This is a genomic window from Streptomyces sp. MMG1121, assembly GCF_001280015.1.
Classification (GTDB): Bacteria; Actinomycetota; Actinomycetes; order Streptomycetales; family Streptomycetaceae; genus Streptomyces.
The window spans coordinates 1-18,393 of the sequence record NZ_LGDV01000002.1; the positions used below are offsets into that span (position 1 = coordinate 1).

An 18,393-nucleotide genomic window follows, 5' to 3' on the forward strand; every position below is an offset into this window, starting at 1 on the left:
GGAAACGCCCGGTTACATTCCGAACCCGGAAGCTAAGCCTCACAGCGCCGATGGTACTGCAGGGGGGACCCTGTGGGAGAGTAGGACGCCGCCGAACAAATTTTGAGAAAGGCCCACGCCATTTGGCGTGGGCCTTTCTGCGTTTATGCTCACAAGCATGCGCTATGACCTGGTCATCTTCGACAACGATGGGGTGCTCGTCGACAGCGAGCCCATATCCAATCGCCATCTCGCCGCCTGTCTCACCGAGTTGGGGCACCCGACCTCGTACGAGGACTCCATCCGGGACTACATGGGGTCGGCGATGCACCGGATCCACGAGCTGGTGCTGGAGCGGACGGGGCAGCGGCTGCCGGACGACTTCGACGACGTCTTCCACGCGCGGGTGTTCGCCGCGTTCGAGCGGGAGTTGCAGCCCGTGGCCGGCGTGGCCGGCGTACTGGAGAAGCTGGCCGCGGACAGGGTGCCGTACTGCGTGGCCTCCTCCGGGAGTCATGCGCGGATCCGGGTGGGGCATCGGGCGGCCGGGCTCGACCGGTGGTTCGCGGACGAGCGGATCTTCAGCTCCGAGGACGTGGGGCGGGGCAAGCCGGCACCCGATCTCTTCCTCTACGCGGCCGAGCGGATGGGGGTGGCGCCGCAGCGTTGTGTCGTCGTGGAGGACTCTCCGCTGGGCGTGCAGGCGGCCGTGGCGGCCGGGATGGACGTCTACGGGTTCACCGCGATGACACCGCCGACGAGGCTGAACGAGGCCACGCAACTCTTCGCCGACATGGGGCAGTTGCTCGACCTGCTGATATGACCCGAGCCATCGCTCGGGGCCTGACAATTGTCATGCGGACGTCCGGACGATCGTTTCTACTGGCGGACCCCCTGCGGCGGCGAAGCTAAGGGCATGACGAAGAACACGGGGAACCAGAGCGAGCAGCAGAAGCAGAACCCGAGCATGCTGGACAACCTCCGGCCCCTGCTCCTGGACGTGGCGGTGCCGCTCGGCTCGTACTACCTCTTCAAGGACGCCTTCGGGATGAGCACCTTCGCGGCGCTCGCCTGGAGCAGTGTCGTGCCGGCGGTGCGGACCGTGTGGGGGCTGGTCAAGGAGCGCAGGACCAACGGTCTCGCCCTGCTGATCCTCATCGTGAACGTCGTCGGGCTGCTGCTCAGCTTCGTCTCCGGTGACCCCCGGCTGATGCTCGTCAAGGACAGCGGGATCAGCAGCACGGTGGGCATCGGGATCCTGGTCTCCGTCGCCCTGGGCAGGCCGATGATGTCCGCCGGCATGAAGCCCTTCCTGGTCAAGGGGGACGCGGTGAAGGAGGCCGCCTGGGAGCGGCTGGCGAGCGGGGCTGCGGCCCAGTCCGGTGCCTTCCTGCGCAAGGAGCGGGCCTTCTCCGTCGTCTGGGGCGTCGCGCTGCTCGCCGAGTGCGTCGTACGGGTCGTGGGCGCCTACACCGTCCCCGTGGACACCATGGTCTGGCTCGGCACGCTCATCATGATCGGTGCGATTTTGATCGCCATGGTCGTCAGCGGTGGTCTGGCCGTCGAGCCGATGGAGAAGATGCTCGCCGCCGAGGTCGAGGCCGGGACCAAGGCCGAGGCCAAGACCACGGGGGCAGCCGGTGCGGGCTCGGTCCTCGCCGTCTGATCCTCTGCGTGACGAAGCTGAAGGAAATTCATCTTTGGCTGGATCTACCCACAGGTAGCCCGGGGCCCTACGCTCGCCGCCATGACTGATGTGCTGCGGCGCGGTAGGGCCTCGCTGGCGTTCAGCTTCTTCGCGCAGGGTGCCACGTTCGCTCTGCTGGTGACGCGCATTCCGGCGATCCAGGACCGGTACGGCATATCCGACGCGCTGCTGCCGGTCTTCCTGGCCGCCGTACCGATCCTGGCCGGGGTCGGCAGCGTGACCACCGAGAACCTGGTGAAGCGCATACGGCCCAGTCGGCTGCTGCGCTGGTCCCAGCCGGTGGTGCTGCTGGCCCTGCTCGGCGCGGGGGCCGGCGGCCGGATCGCCGAACTGGCGGTGGCGCTGGGCGTGTTCGGGCTGGCCGTGGGGACGCTGGACGCCTCCATGAACATGCTCGGGGTGAGTCTGCAACGGTCGTACGGGCGCAGCATCATGCTCAGTTTCCATGCCGCGTACAGCCTGGGCGGGATCCTCGGGGCCTCGCTGGCCTGGGTCGGGGCGCACTGGCATCTCGCGCTGTGGGTGTCGTATCTGCCGGTGGTGGTGTTGCTGCTGCCGGCGACGTTCGTCGGCAGCCGGTGGTACGTCGACGGGGAGCCGGCACCCGTGGGCGAGGAACAGGGCCAGGGTACGGGGATCGCGTTCAAGCTGCTGCTGCCGCTGTGTCTGGTGATGACCTTCGCCTACATCGGGGACTCGACCGTCTCCAACTGGAGCGCGAAGTATCTGAAGGACGTGCTGGGCAGCAGCGAGCAGCTGGCGACCGTGCCGTACAACGTGTACATGGTGACCACGCTGGTGGGGCGGGCCATCGGGGACTTCGGGGTGCGGCGGTTCGGGGCCGTGGCGGTCGTACGGCTCGGGACGCTGGTGGCGGCCGGCGGGTTCGCGGTGGTGGCCTCGGCGCCCGGGGCGTGGGTCGGGATGCTCGGGTTCATGCTGGTGGGGCTGGGATTGTGCGTGGTGGTGCCGCAGACGTTCGCGGCGGCCGGGCGGCACGCCTTCGAACAGCAGGGGGCCGGGGGTTCGGATGCGGCCATCGCGCGGCTGAACATCTTCAATTACGTGGGGTTCCTGGTCGGTTCGCCGTTGGTCGGGGCCTTGGGCGACGCGTGGAGCTATCGCGGGGCCATGCTCGTGCCGATGGTGTTGGTGCTGGTCACGTTGGTGTATGCCAGGTCGTTCGCGGTGGCGCCGGGCCGATACGGTGGCGGGCATGAGCGGCCGCGCACAGCTGATGTGGGACGAGGCAGTAACGGGCTATGACTTCGGCCCGGACCATCCGATGGATCCGGTCCGGCTGGCACTGACCCGGAGACTGGTGGCTGCCTTCGGGCTCGACCGGGAGCTGGAGGTCGTCGCGGCGAAGCCGGCCGGGGACTCGACGCTGCGGCTGGTCCATCGCGAGGACTACATCGATGCCGTGAAGGCCGCCTCGGCCGACCCGGCGGGGGCCGACGGGTCGTACGGGCTGGGTACGGCGGATGATCCGGCCTTCGCCGGGATGCACGAGGTGTCCGCACTGATCGCCGGGCAGTCGGTGGGGGCGGCGGAAGCGGTGTGGCGGGGCGACGTCGATCATGCCGTGAACTTCGCGGGCGGGCTGCATCACGCGATGCCGGGCGGGGCTTCGGGGTTCTGCATCTACAACGACGCCTCGCTGGCCGTCGCCCGGCTGTTGGAGCTGGGGGCCGAGCGGGTCGCGTACGTGGATGTGGACGTGCACCACGGAGATGGGGTGCAGGCCGCGTTCTGGGAGGATCCGCGGGTTCTGACGATCTCGCTGCACGAGCATCCTCGTACGTTGTTCCCGCAGACCGGGTGGCCGCAGGAGGCCGGGGCGGGGGAGGGCGAAGGGGCCGCGGTGAACGTGGCTCTGCCGGCGGGTACCGGGGACGCGGGGTGGGTGCGGGCGTTTCACGCGGTGGTTCCGGAGCTGCTCGCCGAGTTCCGGCCGCAGGTCGTCGTGTCGCAGCACGGCGCCGACACGCACTTCGAGGATCCGCTGGCCCATCTGGCCGTTTCGCTGGATGCGCAGCGGGCTGTGCAGGTGGCGTGCCATGAGCTGGCGCATGAGTACGCCGGCGGCAAGTGGGTCGCGTTGGGCGGGGGCGGGTACGCGGTGGTGGACGTCGTGCCACGGTCGTGGACGCACCTGGTGGGGATCGCCGCGGGGAAGCCGGTGGCCCCGGAGGCGATGATCCCCGAGGGGTGGCGGCAGGAAGTGTTCGCCCGGACCCGGCAGTTGGGACCACAGCGGATGACCGACGGGCGGTGGCCGGTGAGTTGGGCGTCGTGGGAGGCGGGGTACGACCCTGCCGATCGGCTTGACCAGGCCGTACTGGCGACCCGGCGGGCGGTGTTCCCGCTGCGCGGCCTGCTGCCGTGAACCGACCGGGAGGCTCCGCCCCCTGAACCCTCCCCATTAGGCCAACCGTGCGGAATTCCCCCGTTCCCGGCCCGCTCCCACTCTCGATGCGCGAGCATCTCAGCCGTGTGGGACGCCGGTGGTCTGCGTGCGCATCTGTTGGCTGTTCGGCTTGCGGGGGAGGTGCGGACCTCTCGGGAGGACAGTCTGCGGAGTTATCGGCTGTTCGCCGCCCGGGATCCTCGGGTGTTGATCGGGATCGACCCTGAAGGGGCTTGGCAGCAGCGGGAGTTGCTGGCCCTGATGGCGGAGAAGTGTGGGGTTTCGGCCGATCCGCGGATCACTTCTGGTCCTGATGTGATCGATCCGGAGCGGACAGTGGCCGCGCTGGATGCTTTCGCCGGTCGGATCGGTGAGGCCGCCCGGCGGAGGGCACCCGTGCTGTTCGGGACCGGGCATCCGCAGCGGCTGCTCGGGTTCTACGCCGGCTTGGCGGACGCGCTCTCGGCGGCGGGGTGTGAGGTGCTCACCCCGGCGCAGGGTCGTTGTGTCGACATATTGACCCGGTTCGGTCTACGTACCCATCACCTCGAGTACGTACGAGGAGTTGGGTTGGTGCGGGAAACCGAAGGCGGGCGCCCCGGTTGTGAGCCGGGTGTCCACAGTCATTCACCGCTGCCGGTTCGCGTCGTGCTGGAGGCCGCGGCGGAGGGTGGCGGCCCGCTGCCCGAGCTGGTCGTCGGGGATCACGGATGGGTCTGCGGTGCAGGTCAGCTGGGGTTCGAGGCCATCGGGCTGGCCGACACCGATGATCCGGCGCTGTTCGTGGGGGAGGCCGAGGGGCGCGTGTCCGTCGCCGTTCCGGTTGATGACGCCGTGCGGTCCGCGTACTACCGCCCGCTTACCCGCTACGTACTCAAACGAGCGCGTCTGTCACAGTAGGCCTGCGATGGGTGCACCTCTTCCCCACTTGCATCACCCGCCCCTACATTGGGGAGTGAGCACGCAACGACGAAGAGTCACCGGAAGGGGAAGCCGGTGGCCGTCGAGTGCGGAAGGTTCAGGTGTGTCATGGCTGATGCCGGCGAGAGGCCTCTGAACGAGGTTGTGTTCCTTACCGTGGCGGAAGTCGCCTCGGTGATGCGAGTGTCGAAGATGACCGTGTACCGGCTGGTGCACAGTGGTCATCTGCCCGCGATCCGGGTGGGGCGGTCCTTCCGTGTCCCGGAGCAAGCGGTACACGAGTACCTTCGCGAGAGCTATGTGGGGGTGGAAACGGCCTGACAGCGCTTCCGGGAAGATCCCGGAAGACCCTCGATTACGACCTCAGCGCTCGGTTGGGTAGGCTAGCCCCTCGTAGGTCGTGTGGGCCCATGGCGCCCAAACAACCGAGTGATGAGAAGTGAGCGAGGGTAGTCGTGGGCTCTGTTATCAAGAAGCGGCGCAAGCGGATGGCCAAGAAGAAGCACCGCAAGCTGCTCAAGCGCACGCGCGTTCAGCGTCGCAACAAGAAGTAAGCGGCGCGCGAGAGCGTGTCTCTGTGGCCTCCCACCGGAAACGGGTGGGAGGCCACAGGCATGTCCGGGTGCATCTCTGCGGGCAGCTTCGGGGCCCGGCGGGAACCGGCATATTCCGATCAGTGAATTTCCGTCACTTCATGCATCGGGGGGTCATCACAGCGCAACATCGACCCGCTAGGTTGGCCGCACGCACACCGTACGAGGGAAGGCGCGGATCTTGGGGAAGGTCGTGCTCGTCACCGGAGCGGCCCGACAGCTGGGCGGCCGGTTCGTACGGCGGATCCAGCGGGATCCGGAGGTCGACCGGGTGATCGCCGTGGACGCGGTGCGGCCGGCCCACCATCTGGGCGGGGCCGACTTCATCCAGGCCGACATCCGGCTGCCGACGATAGCCCGCGTGCTCGCCGAGACAGGCGCCGACACGGTCGTCCACATGGACGTGACGGGCACGGCGCTGGGCGGCGGCAACCGGGCCACGGTCAAGGAGACCAACGTCATCGGCACCATGCAGCTGCTCGGCGCCTGCCAGAAGTCGCCGGCCGTCAAGCGGCTGGTGATCAAGTCCAGTACCAATGTCTACGGGTCCGCGCCGCGTGATCCGGCCGTGTTCACCGAGACGACCGCGGCGAAGTCGCTGCCGAGCGGCGGTTTCGCGAAGGACGCCGTAGAGGTCGAGGGGTATGTGCGCGGGTTCGCCCGGCGGCGCCCGGACGTCGCGGTGTGCGTGCTGCGCTTCGCCAACATCCTCGGGCCGACCGCGGACACCCCGCTCGCCTCGTACTTCGCACTGCCCGTCCTGCCGACCGTGTTCGGCTACGACCCGCGGCTGCAGTTCGTGCACGAGGACGACGTCGTGGAGGTGCTGCGGATCGCCTCGCACGAGCCGCGCCGGGGCACCCTCAACAGCGGCACCTTCAACATCGCCGGGGACGGTGTGCTGCTGCTCTCGCAGTGCTCGCGGCGACTCGGGCGGCCCACCGTGCCGTTGCTGCTGCCCGCGGTCACCTGGGCCGGTTCGCTGGTGCGTACGCTCGGTATGACGGACTTCTCACCGGAGCAGATCCGGCTGCTCACGCACGGACGGGTGGTGGACACCGTCCAGATGCGCGAGACGCTCGGCTACGCGCCCCGGTACACGACAGCGGAGACGTTCGCGGACTTCGCGCGCGGCCAGGGCCCCGGGCTGCTGCCGCCGGAGACCCTCGCGGGGGCCGTCGACCGCATCGCCGCGCTGGCCGCGAGGAGCGGCGGCCGGCCCACGACGCACAGCGCCAACTGAGGAGAGCGGCAACGATGGCGGACGCCAAGGTCATTCCGTTCGACGACGACCGGTCCCGCGGGGGCGCCGTCACGCGCCCGGCGCGGCGCCGGAGTACGGGCAGCCGGCGCGGCACCCTCGGCGAGCCCGGTGAGCCGGGCGAGGTCCAGCCGCTGCCGGGGCGGCCCCGGGCGCGGGAAGATGGGCTTGTGAGCCGTGCGGAGGAGCCGCTGGAGCCGGTGGCTGCCGGCGGGCGGGACGGTGGCCTGGAGCGGCGTGTGGCGGCCGGGCTGGCCTTCCTGCGGCGCCGGCTGACCGGGGACTACGACGTCGACGACTTCGGTTACGACGAGGAGCTGACCGACCAGGTCCTGATGTCGTTGCTGCGGCCGGTGTACGAGAAGTACTTCCGGGTCGAGGTGAAGGGCATCGAGAACATCCCGGCCAAGGGCGGGGCGCTGATCGTCGCCAATCACTCCGGGACGCTGCCGCTGGACGGCCTGATGATGCAGGTCGCCGTGCACGACCACCATCCGGCCGACCGTCATCTGCGGCTGCTCGCGGCCGACCTGGTCTTCGTGCTGCCGGTGGTGAACGAGCTGGCGCGCAAGCTCGGGCACACGCTGGCGTGTGCGGAGGACGCCGAACGGCTGCTGGCCCAGGGCGAGCTGGTCGGGGTGATGCCGGAGGGCTTCAAGGGCATCGGGAAACCTTTCGGCGAGCGGTACAAGCTCCAGCGGTTCGGCCGTGGCGGCTTCGTCTCGACAGCGCTGCGGCAGGGCGCGCCGATCATCCCGTGCTCGATCGTCGGGGCGGAGGAGATCTACCCGATGATCGGCAACGCGAAGACGCTGGCGCGGCTGCTGGGCTTCCCGTACTTCCCGCTGACGCCGACTTTTCCCTGGCTGGGGCCGCTGGGCGCGGTGCCGCTTCCCACGAAGTGGACCATCCAGTTCGGCGAGCCGATCCCGACGGACGGCTATCCGCCGGAGGCGGCCGAGGACCCGATGCTGATGTTCAACCTGACCGACCAGGTGCGGGAGCAGATTCAGCACACCCTGTACAAGCTGCTCGTGCAGCGCCGGTCGGTGTTCTTCTGACCCTGCCCGTATGACTCTGCCCGTATGTACGACGACGGGGCGCCCCTGCTCGGGTGGGGCGCCCCGCTGCCGTCGTGCCGTACTGCCCTAGTTCGTGTCCCCGCCCTCGATCCCCAGTCCGGGCAGGAGGCCTGGGAGGAGTGGGGGCAGGGTGACGTCCGGGGCGGTTGTGGGGGGTTTGGTGGTGGACGGGGTGTCGCTGCCGGCGCCGGTCTTCGGCGGATCGAGCAGGCCGCCCGTGTTCCCGCCGAGCAGGCCCTCGCCGGTGCCGCCGGTGACCGAGCCGCTCGGGTCGCCCGGGCGCGCGTGCTTACCGGCGGACGGAGCGGTGCCGGCGGAGCTGGGCTTGGTCGAGCCGTGGCTGCCGGAGGTGCCGTTGGATGCCGGGCCGGAGCCCAGCCGCTTGCCGTCGCCGGTGCGGGCGTGCGACTGCGGGAGCCGGGACTGCAGCGGGGCGACCTCCTGGTCTATGGCGTCGAAGACCGACGACACCTTCTCTTTGACGTCCCCGAGCTGCACGGGCAGCTTGTCGCTGAGCGCGCTCCAGGCCTCGCGGTGGGACCGGGAGAACGTGGAAAGCGCCTGGATGGGGCCGAGGGACTCCGGGTCGGCCTCGTAGGCCTCGTGCAGCAGGCGGTGGCCCTCGGTGACGTCCTGCTGCATGCCCGAGAGCGTGCGGCGGATCTCGCCGAGGGACTCGTGGTCGAGATGGCCGCCGCGGCCGCGCTCCAGCAGTCGGCGGGCCTCCCCGAGCCGGGTGGAGGCCTGGTCGAGGTAGGTCTGACCGCGCTGGTCGTCGCCGTCGGTCAGATAGTTGAGCTTGAAATCCTCTATGCCGCGTTTGAGGCCGTACAGGGAGTCGCCGGGCAGTGCGCCGGAGCTGGCGGCGGCGACCCCGCCGAAGGCTCCGGCGGCCACACCGACGCTGAGCCCGCCCGCGGCGAGCCCCTTGGTCAGCCGGGACCGCGGGCGGAGCTTGCCCAGCGGACCCGCTCGATGTGCGCCTCTGGGCCTGGGTGACCGCTGTTCGGGTACCGACGCATCCGCCGCTCCGGTTCCCTCCTGGAGCATGGCCTCCATCGCGGCCACCAGCTGGGCGCGCTGGACGACCTTGACCTCGGGGTCGAGCTGTGGCTTGGGCAGTGCGCCGAGGTCCGTCGCCAGGGCCAGCAGCTCGCCCGGCTCGGACTGTTCCTCGGTGGTCGGCGGTGATCCCGCCGGCACTGACTGCTCGGCCGCCGTGTCCCGGTCGGGCTGCTCATCCAGGGCCTGGGCGAAGGCGTTCGCCCGCCGGTGCGCCGATACGTTCGCGATCACTGGCGGCACCTCCTCTCGTCATGACGGTCGACTCCCCAGGGGGCCTGAAGGGTTGCACGTCCGTGACCGAACCACACGATCGAGCGATCAGGGTCGGCCAGGACGTGACCACAGGGAGCCTGTATCCCGCACAACGACTGGCGCGGCACTTGGGTTACGGACGGCGGATGATCGGATCAGAAAGGCAACGGGCTTTCACGGAACGTGAGTTGAGTGTCGCTCAGTGTCGCCCGGCGCTGCCCGGCTCAGCGCGCGTCGTCCGGCAGGAGCCGGGCGAGGGTACGGACGGCGCGGTACTGGAGGGTCTTGATCGCGCCCTCGTTCTTGCCCATGACGCGGGCGGTCTCGGCGACCGAGAGGCCCTGGAGGAAGCGGAGCGTCACGCACTCCTGCTGCTGCGGGTTGAGCCGGCGTACGGCGTCGAGCAGCGCGGCGTTCGACAGTGACTCCAGGACGGAGTCCTCGGGGGAGCGCTCGACCTCGTTGGCGTCGAGCATCTCGCCGGTGGTGACCTCCAGACGGAAGCGGCTGGACTTGAAGTGGTCGGCGACGAGGTTCCGGGCGATCGTCACCAGCCAGGCGCCGAAGTCGCGGCCCTGCCAGGTGAAGGTGCCGATCCGGCGGAGGGCCCGCAGAAAGGTCTCGCTGGTGAGGTCCTCGGCCGTCGCCCGGCCGCCGACCCGGTAGTAGATGTACCGGTACACCGTGTCGCTGTACTGGTCGTACAGCCGGCCGAAGGCCTCGGCCTCGCCGGCCTGGGCGCGTTCGACCAGGTCCATCATCCGGGCACTGTCGCTGTCGGCGGCAGGGCGGCGGGCGGTGGCGGCGCCGGTGGCGCGGCCGCGTCTGCCGACGGCGGCGCTGCCGTCGGCCAGTGCGTAGCACGGACCGGCCGGCGCGGCGGCGGCGAAGGCGGGGACGGCGTACGCGGTGGGGACAAGGCCGCGCAGCGTCTCTTTGACCGTTGCGACAGTTGCGCGCAGCGTAGCCAGGCCCGAGGCGTCAACCCCGACGTGTGGGTACACGGGACTCCCAGAGGCAGAGCTTTCATCACGTGCAGTGCGGAACCGTTCACCCGTCGTAGCGACGGAGGGGTACCGGTTTGCGTCTGAGGAGAATAACGCTTCGTGCAGGCACTGCTACACCGAGTTGCTCAAATCATCGATTGCGTCGCTTCTGTTACCGATTGGCGCCCAGTCAAGTGCCGTAGGGTGATCACTTGTTGATCGAAAAAGGGCGGCTTTCGGTGAAGTACAGGGCGTGTTGAAATGGCCGCGGCATAATTCGGGCGCGCGCGGCCGGGGGCGGAGCTGGGGGAGCCGTTATCGGCGACGCCTGCTCAGAGCGATCGCGGCCGCCGTGCCGCCGGCCACCGCGCCGACTCCGGCCGCCGCCGGGATGCCGACCTTCGCCGCCTTGCGTCCCGTGCGGTAGTCGCGCAGGCGCCAGTCCTTTTCCCGGGCGTGTTTGCGGAGCTTGCTGTCCGGGTTGATGGCGTAGGGGTGGCCGACCAGGGAGAGCATCGGGATGTCGTTGTGGCTGTCGCTGTACGCGGCGCAGCGGGCGAGGTCCAGCCCCTCCGCCACGGCCAGGGCGCGGACCGCCTCCGCCTTCGCCGGGCCGTGCAGTGGTTCGCCGACCAGCTTGCCGGTGTAGACGCCGTCGACCGACTCCGCGACCGTGCCGAGAGCGCCGGTCAGGCCCAGGCGGCGGGCGATGACCTGGGCGATCTCGACCGGGGCCGCGGTGACCAGCCACACCTTCTGGCCCGCGTCCAGGTGGGCCTGGGCCAGGGCGCGGGTGCCGGGCCAGATGCGGTCGGCCATGTACTCGTCGTAGATCTCCTCGCCGATCGTCTCCAGCTCGGCGACCCGGTGGCCCTTGACGATCGACAGCGCCGAGTCACGGGCGTCCTGCATGTGCTCGGGGTCCTCGACGCCGGCCAGCCGGAACCAGGCCTGCTGCCAGGCGAACCTGGCGAGGTCGCGGGTCTCGAAGAACTTGCGCTTGTACAGGCCACGTCCGAAGTGGAAGAGCGCGGCGCCCTGCATCACGGTGTTGTCGAGGTCGAAGAACGCGGCTGCCCTGGTGTCGCCGATGACCGGGAACTCCGGTTCCTCCCGCGCGACCGGCAAAGCCTCCTGCGAGGACTTGCGGGCGGCCTCCGCCGAGGCCTCGCCTGCCAACACGCTCCGCGCCGTGGCGGAGCGCCTACGGGGAGTGAGCCATCCGAGAGCGGCCATGTGGGGAGCATAGCCAGTTTGTTCGGTGCTTCCGGAGTCGAGAGGTTGGAAGGGTGTGAACTCTCCGCTACCGAGCCGTTAAGCGGGCGCGGGGGCCGGCTGCGGGGGCGCGCGAGAATGGCCCGTATGAGTCCCCTTTTCCGGCGCAAGGCCGCCGCGCACGAGCGGCTGGTCACCCTCATCCGCAAGCCCGGCTGCCATCTGTGCGACGACGCGCAGCTGGTGATCGAGAAGGTCTGCGGCGAGCTGGGTGTCCCCATCGAGCGGAAGGACATCACCCAGGACCGGGCGCTGCACGATCAGTACTGGGAGCAGATTCCGGTCGTACTGATCGATGGTGAACAGCACACCTTCTGGCGCGTGAACGAGGAGCGACTGCGCCGGGCACTGACCGACTAGTCCAAACTGGGCCGAAAGTCGCTTAGGATCGACGGCGGTTTGGTCTCGGGGGCGGGATTCGTGAGGAGAGTGTGCGGTTTTGCCCCCAGAAATGAAGGAACGCGCGCGGGTGTGCGCCGGTTCCCGTCAAGGGCGCCGTACTTGCGTGACCCCGGTCACTTCTGCCGGGCAAATCGGACACCATCTTTGTGCACGCGTTCACAAAGACATAGCCTGCTGTCGACGGGGCGGTCTGGGGACGTATGACCGCCTGCAGCCCCGCTCTACCCGCAGGAGCACCGTGGCAACTGGCCGAACACACCGACCGGCGACCCGTAGCCGAGGGATTCCCGAGGCCACCGTCGCCCGGCTTCCGCTGTACCTCCGAGCGCTGACCGCACTGTCGGAGCGCTCGGTGCCCACGGTCTCCTCCGAGGAGCTGGCGGCCGCCGCGGGAGTCAACTCCGCGAAGCTGCGCAAGGACTTCTCGTACCTGGGTTCCTACGGAACGCGCGGTGTCGGCTACGACGTGGAGTATCTCGTCTACCAGATCTCCCGCGAACTCGGCCTGACCCAGGACTGGCCGGTCGTCATCGTCGGTATCGGTAACCTCGGCGCCGCGCTGGCCAATTACGGCGGGTTCGCCTCCCGTGGCTTCCGGGTGGCCGCGCTGATCGACGCCGACCCCGCGATGGCCGGCAAGCCCGTCGCCGGGATCCCCGTGCAGCACACGGACGACCTCGAAAAGATCATCAAGGACAACGGGGTCTCCATCGGCGTCATCGCCACCCCGGCCGGCGCCGCCCAGCCGGTCTGCGACCGGCTCGTGGCCGCCGGGGTCACCTCCATCCTGAACTTCGCGCCGACCGTGCTGTCCGTTCCCGACGGCGTCGACGTGCGCAAGGTCGACCTCTCCATCGAGCTGCAGATCCTCGCCTTCCACGAGCAGCGCAAGGCCGGCGAGGAGACCGCGGTCGAGACCGCCGCGGGCGACGGCGCGCTGCCCGCGGCCGTTCCCCGTGGCGCGGTCGCCGACGACTCCGCCGACCAGGGACCCGACGGGGACGTACCCGCCGTGATGCCGGCATGAGTCTCCTCGTCGTCGGGCTGAGCCACCGCAGCGCCCCGGTCAGCGTGCTGGAGCGGGCCGCGCTGAGCGCGGACGCCCAGATCAAGCTGCTGCAGGACACGGTCGCCGCCGAGCCGGCCACGGAGGCCGCGGTGCTCGCCACCTGCAACCGCATCGAGCTGTACGCCGACGTGGACAAGTTCCACGCCGGTGTCGCCGAGCTGTCCACGCTGCTCGCCCAGCACAGTGGTGTGGGGCTGGAGGAGCTGACGCCCCATCTCTACGTCCACTACGAGGACCGGGCCGTCCACCATCTCTTCTCGGTGGCCTGCGGGCTCGACTCGATGGTCGTCGGCGAGGGGCAGATCCTCGGCCAGATCAAGGACTCCCTGGCCAAGGCGCAGGACCTGCACACCGCGGGCCGGCTGCTGAACGACCTGTTCCAGCAGGCCCTGAGGGTCGGCAAGCGCGCCCACTCCGAGACCGGCATCGACCGCGCCGGCCAGTCCCTGGTCACCTTCGGCCTGGAGCAACTGGCCGCCGGCGGCGCCGTCCAGGACTGGGCCGGCGGCAAGAAGGCCCTGATCATCGGTGCCGGGTCGATGTCCTCGCTGGCCGCCGCCACGCTCGCGCGGGCCGGGGTCGACGAGATCGTCGTCGCCAACCGCACCTTCGAGCGCGCCGAGCGCCTAGCGCAGATCCTCACCGACGCCGACGACAACGCGGCGACCGCGCGCGCGGTGGAGATGGCCGCCGTGTCCGGCGAGCTGACACGTGCCGACGTCGTCGTCTCCTGTACCGGGGCGACGGGCCTGGTGCTGACGGCGGAGGCGATCACGCACGCGGTCGAGGGCCGCACCGGGCAGCCGGCCGTCGCCGACACCGCGCCCGCCGAGGTGAGCACGAAGACGCCGCCGGCGCCCGTCGGCGACGAGAACTGCCCGCTGGACCTGGCCGCCGTACAGCCCGGCTTCTCCGTCATGGGCGAGGCCGCCGTGGCCGGCATGGACGCGGCCACCCTGGAGCAGCACGCGACCTGGGCCGCGGGCGGCACGGTGGACCGGCGCGAGCGCCGTACCCCCGAGACCGACAGCGAGCTGATCACCGCGCTCGCCGCGACCGTCGCGACGGTCGGCCGGATCCCCGAGCGGCGCAGGCCGGAGCGGGTCGCCGAGCGTCCGGAGCCCGTCTTCTTCCTCCTCGACCTGGCCATGCCCCGCGACATCGACGCGGCCGTGCACCGGCTGGCCGGGGTGCGCCTGGTGGACATCGAGTCGCTCGCCGAGGCCTCCGCGGACGCGCCGATGGCGGCCGATGTGGACCAGGTCCGGCGTATCGTCTCCGACGAGGTCGCGGCCTTCGGCGCGGCACAGCGGGCGGCGCACATCACGCCGACCGTGGTCGCGCTGCGCACCATGGCCGCCGACGTCGTCGCCGGTGAGATCGCGCGGCTCGACGGCCGCCTGCCCGACCTGGACGAACGCCAGCGCGGCGAGATCCGCCAGGCCGTGCACCGGGTCGTCGACAAACTGCTGCACGCGCCGACCGTACGGGTCAAGCAACTCGCGGCCGAGCCGGGCGGCGCCGGGTACGCGGACGCGCTGCGCACCCTGTTCGACCTCGACCCCGAGACGGTGGCCGCCGTCTCCCGGGCCGTGGACAGCACAGAAACGAAGGACCGACCGGCATGACTGAGAAGGCACTGAGGCTGGGGACCAGGCGCAGCAAGCTCGCCATGGCCCAGTCCGGGCAGGTGGCGGAGGCCGTCCGCCAGGTGACCGGGCGGCCGGTGGAGCTGGTCGAGATCACCACCTACGGCGACACCTCCCGCGAGCACCTCGCGCAGATCGGCGGCACCGGCGTCTTCGTGACGGCGCTGCGGGACGCGCTGGCGCGCGGCGAGGTCGACTTCGCGGTTCATTCGCTCAAGGACCTCCCGACCGCGCAGCCCGCCGAACTCGTCCTGGCCGCCATACCGCAGCGCGAGGACCCGCGGGACGTGATCGTCGCCCGGGACGCGCTCAAGTTCACGGACCTGCCGCGCGGGGCGCGCATCGGTACCGGCTCGCCGCGCCGCATGGCGCAGCTGAACGGGTACGCCCGCACCCACGGACTGGACATCGAGACGGTCCCGATCCGCGGTAACGTCGACACCCGGATCGGATACGTCCGGGACGGCGAACTCGACGCCGTCGTGCTGGCCGCCGCCGGACTGAACCGGATCGGCCGGATCGACGAGGTGACCGACTTCCTGTCGGTCGACACGGTTTTGCCCGCCCCCGGCCAGGGGGCCCTGGCGATCGAGTGTGCCGCGGACCACGCGGATCTGATCGCCGCGCTCGGTGAGCTCGACGACCCGTTGACGCGGGCCGCCGTCACCGCCGAGCGGTCACTGCTCGCCGCCCTGGAGGCCGGTTGCAGCGCACCTGTGGGTGCGCTGGCCGACCTTCTGGCCGACGGGCAGATTGTCAAGGAAATGCGCCTGCGTGGCGTCGTCGGCACGACCGACGGCACCCGCATGGTGCAGCTGTCCACCACCGGTCCCGTGCCCCAGACGCACGACCAGGCGTTGGCACTCGGTCGCGAACTCGCCACCGAGATGCTCGCCCAGGGCGCGGCCGGTCTGATGGGGGAGCGAGCACATTGAGCCCCACCACCCTTCCCGCCGGCCTCGAACACGGGCACGTCACCTTCCTCGGTGCCGGACCCGGGGATCCGGGACTGCTGACTCTGCGCGCCGTGGAGGCGCTGTCGCGCGCGGACGTCCTGATCGCCGAGCACGAGGTGCTCGATGTGATCCGGACGCACGCCCGACAGGGCGTCTCCGTCCTACGTACGGACGCGGATCACTCTTCGGTCGCACCGCCGGGCACGGGCACGCCGCAGCTCAAGGTCGTTGACGGCACGTCAGCAACCGCCGCTGCCCCGTCCCCTGCCCGGGATGCCGCTCATCTTGTCATGGAGGCCGCACGGGGCGGCAGGCGGGTCGTCCGTGCGGTGTCCGGGGACCCGGGACTTGATACGTACGCGGCCGAGGAAATGCTCGCCTGTGTCGCCGCCGGTGTGCCCTTCGAGGTCGTACCGGGTGTGGCAGCCGCGGTCGGTGTGCCCGCGTACGCCGGTGTGCCGCTGCGGGACGCGCAGGGCGCGGACGTCCGGTTCGTGGACGCCCGTACGGCCTCCGACCGCTGCTGGACGGAGGTAGGGGCGTCGGACGGCACGGTGGTCGTGTCGACGACCCTGGACTCGGTGGCGGCGGCGGCCGGCGAACTGGTGTCCGCCGGGCGCAAGCCGGACACGCCGCTGACGGTCACGGTCGCCGGTACGACGACCCGGCAGCGGACCTGGTCGGCGACGCTCGGCACGATCGCGCAGACGCTGAAGCAGGCGAAGGTGCTGCCGTCGCCGGACGGCGGCCGGCCGGTCATAGCCGTGGTCGGCGAGCGTTCCGCCGCCGCCCAGCGCGACCAGTTGTCGTGGTTCGAGTCCAAGCCGCTGTTCGGCTGGAAGGTGCTCGTGCCGCGGACGAAGGAGCAGGCGGCATCGCTCTCCGACCAGCTGCGGTCCTACGGAGCCGTGCCGCACGAGGTCCCGACGATCGCCGTCGAGCCGCCGCGCACGCCCCAGCAGATGGAGCGGGCCGTGAAGGGGCTCGTGACGGGCCGCTATGAGTGGATCGCGTTCACCTCGGTGAATGCCGTCAAGGCCGTACGCGAGAAGTTCGAGGAGTACGGGCTCGACGCGCGTGCCTTCGCGGGCATCAAGGTCGCCGCGGTGGGCGAGCAGACCGCCAAGGCGCTGGTCGCCTTCGGTGTGAAGCCGGATCTGGTGCCCAGCGGCGAGCAGTCGGCCGCCGGTCTGCTGGAGGACTGGCCGCCGTACGACCCGGTCTTCGACCCGATCGACCGGGTGTTCCTGCCGCGTGCCGACATCGCCACCGAGACCCTGGTGGCCGGGCTCATCGAGCTGGGCTGGGAGGTCGACGACGTCACGGCCTACCGGACCGTGCGGGCCTCGCCGCCGCCGGCGGAGACGCGGGAGGCGATCAAGGGCGGTGGCTTCGACGCCGTGCTCTTCACCTCGTCGTCCACCGTGCGGAACCTGGTGGGCATCGCGGGCAAGCCGCACAACGTCACCGTGATCGCGTGCATCGGCCCGGCCACGGCGAAGACCGCCGAGGAGCACGGGCTGCGGGTCGACGTCATGGCTCCGGAGCCGTCCGTGCACAAGCTGGCGGAGGCGCTGGCGGAGTTCGGGATGAAGCGGCGGGCCGCCGCCGTGGAGGCCGGGGATCCGGTGACGCGGCCGAGCGAGCGGCGGCCGGGGGCGCGTCGGCGTCGTACGACCACGTGAGAAGCAGGCGGGTGCCCCACGGCACCCGCCTGTCGCGTACTCGGCTATTGTGCCGTACCGCCCTTGTAGTCGCCGGCGAACGTCGTCTCGATCGTCGACGCCACCGGCTGGGCCACGCCCGTGCCGGTCAGGATGATGCCCAGCTCGCGGTTGTTGCTCAGGGAGTTGCTGCTGTCGTTCATGGAGCCGGCCTCGACCGCCTGGGTGGACAGGCCGTAGTCGGCGACCATGGCCTTGGCGTGGACGTAGAAGCCGTTGGGGTCGGAGTAGCCGACGACCGTGCCGCCCGCGGCCTTGATCTTGGAGACCTCGCTGGAGTAGCTGGAGGGGTCCTCCAGGACCACGCGGACCGTCACGCCCGCCTGGGCGCGGGCCACGATCGCGTTGACCACCGTGCTGTCGCTGAACTCCAGTTCCTCCACGTCGAGGGTCTTGGTCGCGGAGTTGATGAAGGACACCAGGCGGCTGCGGGAGTCCGTGGGGGACCACAGCAGGTGGTCGCCGTCGCCGGGGGTGACCGAGGAGCCGGCGTAGTCGGCGGCGAAGACCTTCTCGATCGCGGCCACGTCGCGGCTGTCGTCGGTGAAGACGCCGTAGTCGCGGCCGGTCGTGTAGTACTGCGAGGTCAGGTTCCCCGTCAGGACCAGGGACTTGACGGCGTCGACCGTGATCGTCTTCTGGTGGGTGTAGGTGAAGGAGGACGAGGACCAGACCACGCCCACGCCCGCGTTCGTCAGGGCCGTGTAGGCCGAGTTGTTCGCGCTCTTGTGCTGGCGGTCGAGGACGACCCGGACCGTGACACCCTTGTTCTGCAGGGCTATGAGGTCGTTGACGGCCGTCGTGTCCTCCAGCTCGTACATCGTCATGTCGAGCGACTTGGTGGCCGAGTTGATGAAGTCGTAGATCTGGGGCTGGCCGGTCGTCTGGGAGAAGGCGAACGCCGAGTAGCTCGCGGCGTTCGCGGGCACGGCGGTGGCGACGACCGCGGCGCCGGCGGCCAGAGCGATGCCCGTGCGGGTGAGGACCTTCCACAGCATGCGTGACTCCTGGGGTGAGCTCACGAGGATGATGGCGCGTGCATGACACCACGCGCGTAGAAC

At 70.2% G+C, this 18,393-nt stretch carries 18 protein-coding genes and 1 rRNA gene; 15 read left to right on the plus strand and 4 right to left on the minus strand.

The features are described 5' to 3' along the window. The 10 genes from rrf to ADK64_RS02285 all read left to right on the plus strand — a co-directional run. Positions 1-97: ribosomal RNA gene (gene rrf / locus ADK64_RS02245) — 5S ribosomal RNA — on the plus strand; the annotation flags it as partial. 60 nt (positions 98-157) lie between these two features. Then, positions 158-802 carry an HAD family hydrolase gene (locus tag ADK64_RS02250; protein ID WP_053654571.1) on the plus strand — a complete coding sequence of 215 codons (645 nt, stop codon included), beginning with the start codon at positions 158-160 and terminating at the stop codon, positions 800-802. A 93-nt stretch (positions 803-895) separates the two neighbouring features. Further along, complete coding sequence (locus tag ADK64_RS02255) at positions 896-1,645, plus strand: VC0807 family protein (RefSeq protein WP_053654433.1); 750 nt, start codon at positions 896-898, stop codon at positions 1,643-1,645. Positions 1,646-1,726: 81 nt separating this feature from the next. Next, on the plus strand, positions 1,727-2,953 hold the full coding sequence (locus tag ADK64_RS02260) for an MFS transporter (RefSeq protein WP_107092903.1): 1,227 nt from the start codon (positions 1,727-1,729) through the stop codon (positions 2,951-2,953). After that, a complete protein-coding gene (locus ADK64_RS02265) occupies positions 2,904-4,076 on the plus strand; it encodes an acetoin utilization protein AcuC (RefSeq protein ID WP_053654436.1) in 1,173 nt (390 codons plus the stop codon). The genes ADK64_RS02260 and ADK64_RS02265 overlap by 50 nt, the downstream gene beginning before the upstream one ends. A 105-nt stretch (positions 4,077-4,181) precedes the next feature. Then, a complete protein-coding gene (locus ADK64_RS02270; protein WP_053654438.1) occupies positions 4,182-4,997 on the plus strand; it encodes a phosphatase in 816 nt (271 codons plus the stop codon). A 129-nt stretch (positions 4,998-5,126) separates the two neighbouring features. Further along, a complete protein-coding gene (locus ADK64_RS02275; protein WP_159046143.1) occupies positions 5,127-5,339 on the plus strand; it encodes a helix-turn-helix domain-containing protein in 213 nt (70 codons plus the stop codon). Positions 5,340-5,473: 134 nt separating this feature from the next. After that, positions 5,474-5,572 (plus strand): 30S ribosomal protein bS22, encoded by a 99-nt coding sequence (locus ADK64_RS42385; RefSeq protein ID WP_003948845.1) that lies wholly within the window; start codon positions 5,474-5,476, stop codon positions 5,570-5,572. Between the two features lie 220 nt (positions 5,573-5,792). After that, positions 5,793-6,854, plus strand: a complete 1,062-nt coding sequence (locus ADK64_RS02280; RefSeq protein ID WP_053654442.1) for an NAD-dependent epimerase/dehydratase family protein — start codon at positions 5,793-5,795, stop codon at positions 6,852-6,854. A gap of 14 nt (positions 6,855-6,868) precedes the next feature. Beyond that, positions 6,869-7,933: a lysophospholipid acyltransferase family protein gene (locus ADK64_RS02285; protein ID WP_053654444.1), complete on the plus strand. Its 1,065-nt coding sequence runs from the start codon at positions 6,869-6,871 to the stop codon at positions 7,931-7,933. A gap of 87 nt (positions 7,934-8,020) precedes the next feature. Here the strand turns inward: ADK64_RS02285 and ADK64_RS02290 are convergent, their stop codons facing one another. From ADK64_RS02290 to ADK64_RS02300, 3 genes are all read right to left on the minus strand, one after another. Continuing rightward, positions 8,021-9,250 (minus strand): DUF5667 domain-containing protein, encoded by a 1,230-nt coding sequence (locus ADK64_RS02290; protein ID WP_053654447.1) that lies wholly within the window; start codon positions 9,248-9,250, stop codon positions 8,021-8,023. Positions 9,251-9,495: 245 nt separating this feature from the next. Continuing rightward, positions 9,496-10,275, minus strand: coding sequence for an ECF subfamily RNA polymerase sigma factor, BldN family (locus tag ADK64_RS02295; RefSeq protein ID WP_053654449.1), 780 nt, complete (start codon positions 10,273-10,275; stop codon positions 9,496-9,498). Between the two features lie 297 nt (positions 10,276-10,572). Next, the gene (locus tag ADK64_RS02300) at positions 10,573-11,493 is read right to left on the minus strand and encodes an HAD family hydrolase (RefSeq protein WP_078992450.1); all 921 of its coding nucleotides are present in this window, start codon (positions 11,491-11,493) and stop codon (positions 10,573-10,575) included. A gap of 126 nt (positions 11,494-11,619) precedes the next feature. Between ADK64_RS02300 and ADK64_RS02305 the strand changes: the two genes are divergently transcribed. The 5 genes from ADK64_RS02305 to ADK64_RS02325 all read left to right on the plus strand — a co-directional run bounded on the left by ADK64_RS02305 (position 11,620) and on the right by ADK64_RS02325 (position 17,293). Then, the gene (locus tag ADK64_RS02305) at positions 11,620-11,892 is read left to right on the plus strand and encodes a glutaredoxin family protein (protein WP_053654452.1); all 273 of its coding nucleotides are present in this window, start codon (positions 11,620-11,622) and stop codon (positions 11,890-11,892) included. A gap of 280 nt (positions 11,893-12,172) precedes the next feature. Next, complete coding sequence (locus ADK64_RS02310; RefSeq protein WP_053654454.1) at positions 12,173-12,961, plus strand: redox-sensing transcriptional repressor Rex; 789 nt, start codon at positions 12,173-12,175, stop codon at positions 12,959-12,961. Next, on the plus strand, positions 12,958-14,631 hold the full coding sequence (locus tag ADK64_RS02315) for a glutamyl-tRNA reductase (RefSeq protein WP_053654456.1): 1,674 nt from the start codon (positions 12,958-12,960) through the stop codon (positions 14,629-14,631). Before ADK64_RS02310 ends, ADK64_RS02315 begins: the two co-directional genes overlap by 4 nt. Next, complete coding sequence (gene hemC / locus ADK64_RS02320) at positions 14,628-15,587, plus strand: hydroxymethylbilane synthase (RefSeq protein ID WP_053654457.1); 960 nt, start codon at positions 14,628-14,630, stop codon at positions 15,585-15,587. The genes ADK64_RS02315 and hemC overlap by 4 nt, the downstream gene beginning before the upstream one ends. Beyond that, a complete protein-coding gene (locus ADK64_RS02325) occupies positions 15,584-17,293 on the plus strand; it encodes a uroporphyrinogen-III synthase (protein WP_053654458.1) in 1,710 nt (569 codons plus the stop codon). The genes hemC and ADK64_RS02325 overlap by 4 nt, the downstream gene beginning before the upstream one ends. Before the next feature lie 44 nt (positions 17,294-17,337). On the opposite strand, the gene ADK64_RS02330 is transcribed toward ADK64_RS02325, so the two are convergent. Beyond that, a complete protein-coding gene (locus tag ADK64_RS02330) occupies positions 17,338-18,330 on the minus strand; it encodes a phospholipase D-like domain-containing protein (protein ID WP_053654459.1) in 993 nt (330 codons plus the stop codon). Between the last annotated feature and the right edge of the window lie 63 nt (positions 18,331-18,393).